Annotated in this window: 11 protein-coding genes and 1 pseudogene; 1 reads left to right on the forward strand and 11 read right to left on the reverse strand. The window is 61.9% G+C overall.

Going from position 1 to position 11,380, the window contains the following annotated elements:
• Nucleotides 1-671 precede the first annotated feature (671 nt).
• The 11 genes and pseudogenes from J7E36_RS22440 to ubiE all read right to left on the reverse strand — a co-directional run bounded on the left by J7E36_RS22440 (nucleotide 672) and on the right by ubiE (nucleotide 10,890).
• Entirely contained in the window at nucleotides 672-2,588 is a 1,917-nt protein-coding gene (locus J7E36_RS22440; protein ID WP_215008059.1) for a methyl-accepting chemotaxis protein, read from the reverse strand.
• Nucleotides 2,589-2,799: 211 nt separating this feature from the next.
• Nucleotides 2,800-4,704 carry a methyl-accepting chemotaxis protein gene (locus J7E36_RS22445; RefSeq protein WP_215008061.1) on the reverse strand — a complete coding sequence of 635 codons (1,905 nt, stop codon included), beginning with the start codon at nucleotides 4,702-4,704 and terminating at the stop codon, nucleotides 2,800-2,802.
• Between the two features lie 105 nt (nucleotides 4,705-4,809).
• The gene (locus tag J7E36_RS22450; protein WP_215008063.1) at nucleotides 4,810-5,517 is read right to left on the reverse strand and encodes a 16S rRNA (uracil(1498)-N(3))-methyltransferase; all 708 of its coding nucleotides are present in this window, start codon (nucleotides 5,515-5,517) and stop codon (nucleotides 4,810-4,812) included.
• Nucleotides 5,514-6,308, reverse strand: coding sequence for a twin-arginine translocase subunit TatC (gene tatC / locus J7E36_RS22455; protein WP_215008065.1), 795 nt, complete (start codon nucleotides 6,306-6,308; stop codon nucleotides 5,514-5,516). Before tatC ends, J7E36_RS22450 begins: the two co-directional genes overlap by 4 nt.
• Entirely contained in the window at nucleotides 6,305-6,724 is a 420-nt protein-coding gene (gene tatB / locus J7E36_RS22460; RefSeq protein ID WP_215008067.1) for a Sec-independent protein translocase protein TatB, read from the reverse strand. Before tatB ends, tatC begins: the two co-directional genes overlap by 4 nt.
• A 10-nt stretch (nucleotides 6,725-6,734) precedes the next feature.
• Complete coding sequence (locus tag J7E36_RS22465) at nucleotides 6,735-7,022, reverse strand: twin-arginine translocase TatA/TatE family subunit (protein WP_215008069.1); 288 nt, start codon at nucleotides 7,020-7,022, stop codon at nucleotides 6,735-6,737.
• A 24-nt stretch (nucleotides 7,023-7,046) separates the two neighbouring features.
• Nucleotides 7,047-7,379 (reverse strand): phosphoribosyl-ATP diphosphatase, encoded by a 333-nt coding sequence (locus J7E36_RS22470; protein ID WP_003186671.1) that lies wholly within the window; start codon nucleotides 7,377-7,379, stop codon nucleotides 7,047-7,049.
• Complete coding sequence (gene hisI, locus J7E36_RS22475) at nucleotides 7,372-7,770, reverse strand: phosphoribosyl-AMP cyclohydrolase (protein WP_215008071.1); 399 nt, start codon at nucleotides 7,768-7,770, stop codon at nucleotides 7,372-7,374. Before hisI ends, J7E36_RS22470 begins: the two co-directional genes overlap by 8 nt.
• 124 nt (nucleotides 7,771-7,894) lie before the next feature.
• Complete coding sequence (gene ubiB, locus J7E36_RS22480) at nucleotides 7,895-9,499, reverse strand: ubiquinone biosynthesis regulatory protein kinase UbiB (protein ID WP_215008073.1); 1,605 nt, start codon at nucleotides 9,497-9,499, stop codon at nucleotides 7,895-7,897.
• Nucleotides 9,496-10,120: pseudogene (locus tag J7E36_RS22485) on the reverse strand (ubiquinone biosynthesis accessory factor UbiJ). The gene ubiB and the pseudogene J7E36_RS22485 overlap by 4 nt, the downstream one beginning before the upstream one ends.
• Entirely contained in the window at nucleotides 10,120-10,890 is a 771-nt protein-coding gene (ubiE, locus tag J7E36_RS22490) for a bifunctional demethylmenaquinone methyltransferase/2-methoxy-6-polyprenyl-1,4-benzoquinol methylase UbiE (protein WP_215008077.1), read from the reverse strand. Before ubiE ends, J7E36_RS22485 begins: the two are co-directional and overlap by 1 nt.
• 155 nt (nucleotides 10,891-11,045) lie before the next feature.
• Between ubiE and J7E36_RS22495 the strand changes: the two genes are divergently transcribed.
• Nucleotides 11,046-11,321 (forward strand): polyhydroxyalkanoic acid system family protein, encoded by a 276-nt coding sequence (locus J7E36_RS22495; protein ID WP_215008079.1) that lies wholly within the window; start codon nucleotides 11,046-11,048, stop codon nucleotides 11,319-11,321.
• Nucleotides 11,322-11,380: the final 59 nt, after the last annotated feature.

The raw sequence follows: 11,380 nt of genomic DNA on the forward strand, positions 1-11,380 counted from the left end.
TGCAGTTATAACGCCCGATGGCTGCCTTCGCCATCGGTTTTCCTCCAGTTTTTTACTACTTTCCCTGCTACCCCTGTAATTCTTTCTTCCCATTCCTCCCTCTACCTCACCGATCTCGACCTCAGCTCCCGTCTGCAGCGTCAGATTTGTATAATAGACAGGCATTACTCCGTGGGCCCGCCGCGAAGGGCCCTCCATGGCCCAGCGCGGCTAATCCGGCATCCATGCCGGATTGCCCACTCCACAATACCTGCGTTCGGCCAGCGTGGTTAACGGGGCGCCCAGATCACAAACTCGCCGAGGCGGCCTTAAAGCCGACCTGGCTCTACGGCTGTACCCAGGTCCCATTGTGGGAGCGAGCCTGCTCGCGATGACGGTTTCACATTCAGCATGATGCAAGCTGACCCACCGCTATCGCGAGCAGGCTCGCTTCCACAGAGGGATGGCTTGACGGGAATCTTCTTTTTGCCCCGGCCAAGGTGGGAGCGGGCTTGCTCGCGAAGGCGTCGGCACATCCAATATCAATGCAAGCTGACCCACCGCTATCGCGAGCAGGCTCGCTCCCACAGAGGGATGGCTTCAAAAGTGACCCGCCGTTAGGGCGGAACCCTAAGTCGTCGTTACCGCAGCAACGGATATACACACAAATCCAACAAATCCGAGCCAAAGCGTCAGACCTTGAACCGCCCCACCAACGTCTGCAAATGAATTCCCAGCCGTGCCAACTCAGCGCTGGAAGCAGCGGTTTCTTCGCTGGCGGCCGAGGTCTGTTCGGACACATCGCGCACGTTCAACACGCTGCGGTTGATTTCTTCAGCCGTGGCACTCTGCTGTTCAGCAGCGGCCGCAATCTGCTGGTTCATCGACTGAATCGCCGAGACCGTACGGGTAATATTTTCCAGGGAGCCACCGGCGCGACGGGTCAGCTCGACGCTGCTGTCGGTCAGCCCACGGCTGTTGTCCATGATGGTGGCGACCTGCTGGGTGCCGTTTTGCAGGCCCAGGATCAATTCTTCGATTTCTTCGGTGGACTTCTGGGTGCGTTGGGCCAGGCTGCGAACCTCGTCGGCAACCACCGCGAAGCCTCGGCCCGCTTCACCGGCGCGGGCGGCTTCGATGGCGGCGTTGAGTGCCAGCAGGTTGGTTTGCTGCGCTACGGACTTGATCACATCCAGCACACTGCCAATCTTGTCGCTTTCGCGCTTCAAATCACTCATGGCGGAGGTGGAGTTGCCGACTTCCCGGGCCAGTCGCTCGATCTGCGCGATGGCTTCGCCCACCACGCGCTCACCCTCACGGGCCTGCTGGTCTGCGGCGACGGCGGCCTCGGAGGCTTCCTCTGCATTGCGGGCCACTTCCTGAACGGTAGCGGTCATTTCATGCATGGCAGTGGCAACCTGATCGGTCTCGATCTTTTGGTTGTTGACCCCGGCGCTGGTCTGTTCGGTCACGGCCGAAAGCTGTTCGGCGGCGCTGGCGATCTGTGTCACACCGTCCCTGATACCGCCAATCAACTCCCGCAGGCTGATGACCATCCGCTGCAGGCTGCCCTGCAGTTGGCCCATCTCGTCGCGCCGACGAACCTCAAGGTTATGGCTCAGGTCGCCCGAGGCGACACGTTCAACTGCAACCAGTGTCTGCTGCAACGGAACGACGATCTGCCGGGTGATCAGCCAGGCGGCAAGCAGGCCAAACGCCAATGCCAGAATGGTGACAATGATCAGCGTGTCCTTCGCTTGAGTCGTCTCTTTGCCGCGTACTTCAACTTGCGAGGCGGTCATTTCATTGTTCAACTCGTTCAGGCGGGCGTCCTGATCCACCATTTTCTTGAGGGCAGCGGCGCTGGCTACTTGCGAGTCACGGAACAGGCTGACGGCAGCGCGATAGCCTTTAAGCGATTCGCTGGCCTGTTGCAGGTTGGCAATGTGCTGCTCCGGCAACTTGGCCGGCAGGCTTTCGAGGTTTTTCAGGGCGGTGTCGATGGCGTCCAATGCCGGTTGCTCGGCTTCGGCCTTGCCGCTGTAGGTGTAGCCTCGGACCTGGAAGCGTGCCTGCTGGATCAACTTGCTCAGCTCGATCACGCTGTTGAATTGCGCGACGCTGTCGCCTTGCAGCACGGATTTTTCAACTTCCGCGACCTTGGCCACGGCATTGTCGGCGGTGGCACCGAGCTTGGATCGGGCCGATTCGCGGCTTTCTGTCGCTTGGTTCAGGTCGGTAAAGGCACGTTTGTACTCATCGAGGATGGTTGCCTGCTGATTGAGCGCTTGCTGGTCAGCGGGGCGTACGAATCTCTGGAGGGCGGCTTGTACATCGCCCCGCAGCTTGCCCAGTAGCTCGCTGACGGCGGTGGGACCTTGTTCGCCGCGACGCATTTCGTATTCGAGACGAGCGACTCGCAGGTCCTTCGCCATCTCGTTGAGATTGGCAATGGTGGCTTGCTTGTCCGCCCGGCTGATCACGTTGGTCAGACTGTTCCAGCCAGCAAAAGTGCTCAGGACCGTCATGAGCAAGACCAGGCCAAAACCGACGCCCAGCTTGCGATTGACGCTTACATTTCCCAGCTTTTCGGTTAGCCAACTGGACATGCCGATACTCCTCGAACCTTTTATAGGCCTTATGAGGAGAGTATCGACCATGTGACGTAGATCTGTAGAAAATAGCTGAAGCCTTGCATGGCGAAGGAGCGTGCTTGCGCTCGATTGCGAGGCAGCCGCATTTACGACGCCGTTGTCTGCTGTGCGCCCTGGCGCGAGCAAGCGCTCTCGTTACAGGTGTGATGCCTGCCTTTTTCGGCGCTTAGACCTTGAAGCGACTCACCAGCGTTTGTATGTGAACCCCCAATCGCGCCAGTTCGGCGCTGGCAGCGGCGGTTTCTTCGCTGGCGGCGGCGGTGTGTTCGGACACATTACGAACGTTCACTACGCTACGATTGATCTCTTCGGCCACGGCGTTTTGCTGCTCGGCTGCGGCGGCGATCTGCTGGTTCATCGACTGGATCGCCGAGACGGTGCGGGTGATGTTTTCCAGTGAGCCTCCGGCGCGGCGGGTCAGCTCGACGCTGCTGTCGGTCAGGTCGCGGCTGTTGTCCAGGGTGGTCGCGACCTTTTCAGTGCCCGACTGCAGGCCATCGATCAGCCCTTCGATTTCTTCGGTGGACTTCTGGGTGCGCTGGGCCAGGCTGCGAACCTCGTCGGCCACCACCGCGAAACCACGCCCGGCTTCACCGGCCCGGGCCGCCTCGATGGCCGCGTTGAGGGCTAGCAGGTTGGTTTGCTGGGCGACGGACTTGATCACGTCCAGCACACTGCCGATCTTGTCGCTCTCGCGCTTGAGATGGCCCATGGCGTCGGTGGAGTGACTGACTTCTCTGGACAGGCGTTCGATCTGGGCGATGGCTTCGCCGACCACTTTTTCGCCTTCGCGAGCCTGCTGGTCTGCGGCGACCGCGGCTTCGGAGGCTTGCTCGGCATTACGCGCCACTTCCTGCACCGTGGCGGTCATCTCCTGCATGGTCGTGGCGACCTGGTCGGTCTCCACTTTCTGGCTGTTGACGCCGGCGCTGGTTTGCTCGGTGACGGCCGAGAGCTGTTCGGCCGCGCTGGCGATTTGCGTGACGCCGTCGCTGATGCCGCCGATCAATTGCCGCAAACCGACGGTCATGCTCTGCACGGCACGTTGCAGTTGGCCCAATTCGTCGTGGCGATCAGAGCTGAGGTTATGGGTCAGGTCGCCTGCGGCCACGTGTTCAGCGACCTTGAGGGTCTGCTCCAGCGGGCTGACGATCTGTCGGGTGATTGCCAGAGCGGCTATCACCCCGAACAGGAGGGCCAGCGCGGCGGCCGAGACCAGGAAGAGTTTGGCGCTCGCGGCGTCGTGGTCGCGCACGACCGTCTGGGACAGGGTGAGATCTCGGCTGGCCCCTCGCAGCACAACCCCCAGGTCAGACATGCGCTTGATGGCGGCAGCGCTGGCGGTCTGGGCTTCACGGAACTGGTTGACCGCGACACGATAGGACTTGAGCGATTCGCTGGCCTGTTGCAGGTTCGCGGCGTGTTCATCGGGCAATTGGGCCGGCAGGCTGCCGAGGGTTTTCAAGGCGTTTTCGATGGCATCCAGGGCTGGCTGCTCGGCGTCGGGCTGGCCGCTGTAGGTATAACCGCGAACTTGATAGCGAGCTTGCTGGATTGCCTTGCTCACGCCGACCACGCTGTCGAATTGAGCAATGTTATCGCCTTTGCGCGTGGCGTTTTCGACGTCGGCGACACGGGCCACGGCGTTATCGGCGCTGGCACCCAGCCTGCTGCGTGCATCCTCACGACTGGCGATGGCGCGGGTTAGTTCGGCGAAGGCCACTTTGTAATCGGCGACCGCTGCCAGTTGTTTGTCGACGATTGCCACATCGGCCGGCTGCTCGATCGATTGACGGGCGGTCTGGAGCCCAGGCTCCAATTTGCCGATCAGATCGTTGATTTCCCCCGGGCCCTTTTCACCACGGGTCGCGTAATAGTCCATGCGCGCGGAGCGCAGGTCCTTGGTCATGTCGTTCAGACTGGCGATGAGTCCCAGCGTGTCGCCTCGGGCAATTACCTTACCCAGGCCGGTCCAGCCGGTGAAGGTGATCATCAAGGTCAGAAACAGTACCAGGCCGAAACCGAAGCCGAGTTTGCGATTGACGCCTACGTTACCTAGCCATCTGAACATGCCGGTACTCCCTTGAAGGGCGGAACTGCTTTGCTTAGAAGTATATCGGCCCATCAGGGGAAAGCTGGAGAAAGGAGCTTGACGCGCTGTGGCAAGCCACAGGGGTCAGAAGAGGCGGGCCAGCAGGGCCGTAACCGCGGTCTCGACCCGCAGGATCCGCTCGCCCAGTTGCACCGGTTGCAGGCCGGCCTTGGCCAGCAGATCGATCTCGTAGGGAATCCAGCCACCTTCCGGGCCGATCGCCAGGGTCACCGGCTCGGTCAGGGCCCGAGGGCAGGGCGGATAGTTGCCCGGATGACCGACCAGGCCCAGGGTGCCCTCGGTCATGGCCGGCAGTCGGTCTTCGACGAAGGGCTTGAAGCGTTTTTCGATCAGGATTTCAGGCAGCACGCTGTCCCGCGCTTGTTCCAGCCCGAGAATCAACTGTTCACGAATGGCCTCGGGCTCCAGGAACGGCGTCTGCCAGAAGCTCTTTTCCACGCGGTAACTGTTGACCAGCACCACCCGCGGCACGCCCATGGTCGCGACGGTCTGGAACACCCGTCGAAGCATTTTCGGGCGAGGCAGGGCCAGCACCAGCGTCAACGGCAGCTTGGCCGGTGGCGGCTGGTCCAGGCTGATTTGCAGTTCAGCCTCGCGGGCTTCCAGGCGCAGCACCTGGGCGGTGCCCATCAAGCCGCCGATGCGGCCGACCCGCAGGCTGTCACCGACGGCGCTGCGGTGGACGTCCTGCATGTGGGTCAGCCGGCGATCGCTCAGGATCACCCGGTCAGGGCCAATGAAGTCGGCCTCTTCGAGCAACAGCAGGTTCACGCTTGGGTCGCAGGCGGCTGGTCGTTGTGATCGTCAGCCGTCTCGTCGTCCGGGTGCTCGCTGCGCTTGCGCACCAGGCCGCCGAACAGCACGCCGATTTCGAACAGCAGCCACATCGGCACGGCCAGCAAGGTCTGGGAGAAGATGTCCGGCGGGGTGAGGATCATGCCGACCACGAAGCAGCCGATGACCACGTACGGGCGGATTTTCTTCAGGTACACCACGTCAACCACGCCGATCCACACCAGCAGCACCACCGCCACGGGAATTTCGAACGCCACGCCGAAGGCGAAGAACAGCGTCATGACGAAATCCAGGTAGCTGGTGATGTCGGTCATCATCTCCACGCCTGCCGGGGTGGCGGCGGCGAAGAACTTGAAGATCAGCGGGAACACGAGGAAATAGGCGAAGGCCATGCCGGTGTAGAACAACAGGATGCTGGACACCAGCAGGGGCACGGCGATGCGTTTTTCATGCTTGTACAGGCCAGGAGCAATGAAGCCCCAGATCTGGTGCAGGATCACCGGGATCGCCAGGAACAGCGAGACCATCATTGTCAGCTTCAGTGGCGTCAGGAACGGCGACGACACATCGGTGGCAATCATCGTTGCCCCGACCGGCAGGTACTGGCGCAGCGGCGTCGAGACGAAGGTGTAGATCTGCTGGGTGAAGGCAAACAACCCGGCGAAGATGACGAAGACCGCCGCGACGCAACGCAGCAGGCGGGTGCGCAACTCGGTGAGGTGCGATACCAGCGGCATCGGCTGGTCGTGCTCTGGGATATTGCTCATGGGGCTCGCGGCGGCAATGTAGGGTCGTTGGGTGTGGTAGGCGCCGTCACTGCTGGCGCGGGTTGCGCCGCTTTTACCGGCTCGACAACCACCGGGGGCGCGTCAGCCAGCGGCGCTGGCGCGGTCATCGTCGGCTCGGCCACAGGCTCAACCGGCGTCGGTTCCTGCTGGGGCGGCGTGAGGATTTTCCGCGCTTCCTGCTCCAGGGACAGAATGTGTTCGTTGTGCAATTGCCGACGGATGTCGTCGGCACCGATTTCACGTTCAACTTCCTGTTTGATCGCATTGAAGCTGCGCTTCAGGCGCCCGATCCAGAGCCCTGCGGTGCGCGCAGCGCCCGGCAGGCGTTCGGGGCCCAATACCAGCAGGGCGACGAGGCCGACGAGCAGCAGTTCAGTGAAGCTGATCCCAAACATTAGTCAGTGCTCACGAGTCTTTGCGGGTCGGCTCTTCGACTTTCTGGGCCTGCACGTCGATGGTGTGCGGCGCACTCACAGGCTGGGTGGCCTGGGGGTGTACCGGTTGCGCCGGCGGTACCGGTTGTGCCGGGGCTGCCGCCGGATCGGCCGTTTTCTCGTCATCGTTCATGGCCTTGCGAAAGCCCTTGATCGACTCGCCGACATCAGTGCCGAGGTTCTTCAGTTTCTTGGTGCCGAACACCAGCACGACGACGACCAGGATGACGATCCAGTGTTTCCAGTCAAAGATACCCATGTGGCTATTCCTCTCAAGAGTTGATCAGGCGGACGGGCGCGAGGCTTTCTCGACATGCCCGGAAAGACCGAAGCGCCGGTCCAGTTCATCCAGTACGGCCTGCGGATGCTGCCCGAGTTGGGCCAGCATGACCAGGCTGTGGAACCACAGGTCGGCGGTCTCGTAGATCACGTCGCTACAGTCACCGCTGATGGCGGCGTCCTTGGCGGCGATGATGGTCTCCACGGACTCTTCGCCGACTTTTTCCAGAATCTTGTTCAAACCCTTGTGGTACAGGCTGGCGACATAGGAGCTGTCGGCTGCCGCGCCTTTGCGCTCTTCCAGCACCTGGGCCAGGCGGGTCAGGGTGTCACTCATGGGTATGTCCTGAATAAATGGCATGCGGGTCCTTGAGCACCGGATCGACGGTTTTCCAGTCGCCGTTCTCGAAGACGCGATAGAAGCAGCTTTGACGGCCGGTGTGGCAGGCTATCTCACCGACCTGTTCGACCATCAGGATGATGACGTCGCCGTCGCAGTCCAGGCGCATCTCATGCAGGTGTTGCACATGCCCGGACTCTTCACCCTTGCGCCACAGCTTGCCACGGGAACGTGACCAATAGATGGCGCGGTTCTCGGTGGCGGTCAGGGCCAGCGCTTCGCGGTTCATCCAGGCCATCATCAACACGCGCCCGGTCTTGTGATCCTGGGCGATGGCCGGCACCAGGCCGTCAGCGTCCCATTTGATCTCGTCCTGCCAGTTTTTCATCTTGAGTCCTGACGGCAGCTGCAAGCTTCAAGCTGCAAGTAAAAGCGATTCTGTGTTGGGTTGAGTGATAGGTTCAACCGTTTTAGCTTGAGGCTTGCAGCTTATCGCTTGTAGTTGATGCGTGCTATCGGCGAACGACCAGATACAAACCCACCGCCACCATGATACCGGCGGGCCAATGACCCAGCTGGCTCAACGGCCCGCCGGTGGCCAGCACCGCGCCGCCGCCCAGGTGAGCCGCGCCGAGCAGCCGCAGGAACCAGTCGTCCTTGCGCTGGTGCCAGGGCGGTGGAGGGTCCTTGGCATGGGGCTGGGACATGCGCTCCAGCAGGTCGCGGGTCATGTTGGCCAGGTGCGGGATCTGCTCGAACTGGCTCTGCACGTTGCCGAGCAAGGTGCGTGGGCTGACGCGCTCGCGCATCCAGCGTTCGAGGAAGGGTTGGGCGGTGTTCCACAGATCCAGGTCCGGGTACAACTGGCGGCCGAGGCCTTCGATGTTCAGCAGGGTTTTCTGCAACAGTACCAGCTGGGGCTGAACCTCCATGTTGAAGCGACGCGCGGTCTGGAACAGGCGCATCAGCACCTGGCCGAAGGAAATATCCTTTAACGGTTTTTCAAAGATCGGCTCGCACACGGTGCGGATCGCCGCTTCGAATTCGTTGAGTTTGGTCTCGGCCGGCACCCAGCCCGAGTCGATGTGCAGTTGCGCCACACGGCGATAGTCGCGCTTGAAGAAGGCGAACAGGTTTCGGGCCAGGTAATCCTGGTCTTCCGGGGTGAGGCTGCCGACGATGCCGCAATCGATGGCAATGTACTGCGGGCTCCACGGCTGCACCGTGCTGACGAAGATGTTGCCCGGGTGCATGTCGGCGTGGAAGAAACTGTCGCGAAACACCTGGGTGAAGAAGATCTCCACGCCGCGCTCGGCGAGCATCTTCATGTCGGTGCGCTGGTCGGCCAGTGTAGCCAGGTCGGTGACCTGGATACCGTAGATGCGCTCCATCACCAACACTTTCGGGCGGCACCAGTCCCAGTAGACCTGTGGCACGTAGAGCAGTGGCGAACCTTCGAAGTTGCGGCGCAACTGGCTGGCGTTGGCCGCCTCGCGCAGCAGGTCGAGTTCGTCGTAGATGGTTTTCTCGTAGTCCTGGACCACGTCTACCGGGTGCAGCAGGCGGGCATCGGCCGACAGCCGCTCGGCCGCGCGGGCAAGGATGAACAGCCACGCCAGGTCCTGGGCAATGATCGGCTTGAGGCCCGGGCGGATCACCTTGACCACCACTTCTTCGCCGCTCTTGAGCTGTGCGGCATGCACCTGGGCGACGGATGCGGAGGCCAGCGGCTCGACATCGAAACGGCTGAAGACCTCGCTGATCTTTTTGCCCAGTTGCGCTTCGATCAACGCCACCGACAATTTGGAATCGAACGGCGGCACGCGGTCCTGCAGCAGCATCAGTTCGTCGGCGATGTCTTCGGGCAACAGGTCGCGGCGCGTGGACAGTATCTGCCCGAACTTGATGAAGATTGGCCCCAGGTCCTGCAAGGCCAGGCGCAGGCGCGCGCCGCGACTCAGGTCCAGGGTGCGGCGGGGAAACCAGCGCCACGGCAATGCGAAGCGCAGGGCCAGGAGGAACCAGGGCAGCGGCAGGGCGAACAGCAGGTCATCGAGGCGATAGCGAATCACGACGCGCTGGATGCGCAACAAACGGCGGACGGCGAGCAGCTTCATGCGTTATCGCTTGGTTTCAAGGGATCGGGAAAGGCGCTCGAAACGCGCCTCGAGTCGTTCCAGGTCAAGTTTGACCTGGTCCAGTTCATTGAAGCGGGCTTGCGCTTCGCGTTGGCCTACGAGCGTACGCGATTCTTCGGCCAGGTACTCACTCAGATTCTGCCCCAGGCTGGCGAAACCCTGCCGGTACCAGCGTGTGCGGCTGCGCAGGTGGCCGCTGAGCAATTGGGTGGCCACCGGGCCGAGCCAGCGGGACACTTCGTATTCCCAGTCCAGCTCCAGGTCCTGAAGGATCGCCGCCAGCTCCAGCAGTACGCCGCTGTCGCCGTCGAGTTCAACTTCGGGGCGGTGCAGCACGGCAGTCTTGTCCTTGCTCAACGCGAGGCTCAGCAGGCTCGATGCCGGGGCGCGCAGCGTGCAGTCCGCCTCGGCCGCCCAGTGCGCGGCAAGCAACAGGCCTTCGTCGCTGGGCAGGATGAACAGCTGCAACGCCGGGCTGCGGCAGTCGACGGCAATCACCTTGCCGCTCAAGTGCGCCAGGCGTGCCAGCGCTGTGCTGTCCAGGCGCAGTACGCGGTTGATACCGAGTTCGACGCTGGCGAGCAGGCCGGTGAGCAGCATCAGGGCTTGATGCCGCGGTGCAGGGCGACGATGCCGGCGGTCATGTTGTGGTAGGTCACGCGGTCGAAGCCGGCGTCCACCATCATCGACTTGAGTGTTTCCTGGTTCGGGTGCATGCGGATCGATTCGGCCAGATAGCGATAGCTTTCCGAGTCGTTGGTGATCAGCTTGCCCATCAGCGGCATGAAGGCGAACGAGTAGGCATCGTAGGCCTTGGACATCAGCGCATTGGTCGGCTTGGAGAACTCCAGCACCAACAGCCGTCCACCGGGCTTGAGCACCCGCAGCATCGAGCGCAGGGCATCTTCCTTGTGGGTGACGTTGCGCAGGCCGAAGGCGATGGTCACGCAGTCGAAGTGGTTGTCGGGGAACGGCAGCTTTTCAGCGTCGGCCTGGACGAACTCGACATTGCCGGCCACACCCAGGTCCAGCAGGCGATCGCGACCGACCTTGAGCATGGACGCGTTGATGTCGGCGAGCACCACCTGGCCGGTCGGCCCGACGATGTGGGAAAACTTCTTCGTCAGGTCGCCGGTGCCGCCGGCGATGTCCAGCACGCGATTGCCGCTGCGCACGCCCGACAGTTCGATCGCAAAGCGCTTCCACAACCGGTGCATGCCGCCGGAGAGCAGGTCGTTCATCAGGTCATACTTGGCGGCTACCGAGTGGAAAACCTCAGCGACTTTTTCCGCCTTCTGGCTTTCCGGCACGTTCTTGAAGCCGAAGTGAGTGGTGGGTTCGGCATCGCTGCCTTTGCGCTGATCAGTCATATCGCGGTCACCAAAAAAGAATGCGGGACATTCTAATCCCGGTGGAGGGCTTTGTCTTGGCAAGGCTGAAGGTAAGATGAGCCACCGCCGGGACGTTTTGACGCAGCCAGGGTCTGAAACGTTCAGGCAAGTCCCGATAAAACAGGAGTCATCAGATGGCCCGTATTACTGTTGAGCGTGCCCATGACCTGGGCAAGGAAGCGGCCCGCGCCAAGGCCGACACACTGGCGCAGAAGTTGTCCCAGAGCTATGGCCTGGAGCCGCAATGGGACGGTGACACGCTGAAGCTCAAGCGTTCCGGGGTCAAGGGCGAAGTGCTGGTGGGCGCGGACTCGATCCGTGTCGACGTGGAACTGGGCATGTTGATGTCGGCCATGAGCGGGACGATAAAGGCGGAAATTGAAAAGGCGCTGGATAAAGCGTTGGCTTGATGTAGCGACCGGGATAGTTGCGGCCCCGAGTTCAGCGCGACCCCTGTGGGAGCGAGCCT

Source organism: Pseudomonas fluorescens, assembly GCF_018614775.1.
In the GTDB taxonomy this organism is placed as follows: domain Bacteria; phylum Pseudomonadota; class Gammaproteobacteria; order Pseudomonadales; family Pseudomonadaceae; genus Aquipseudomonas; species Aquipseudomonas fluorescens_BY.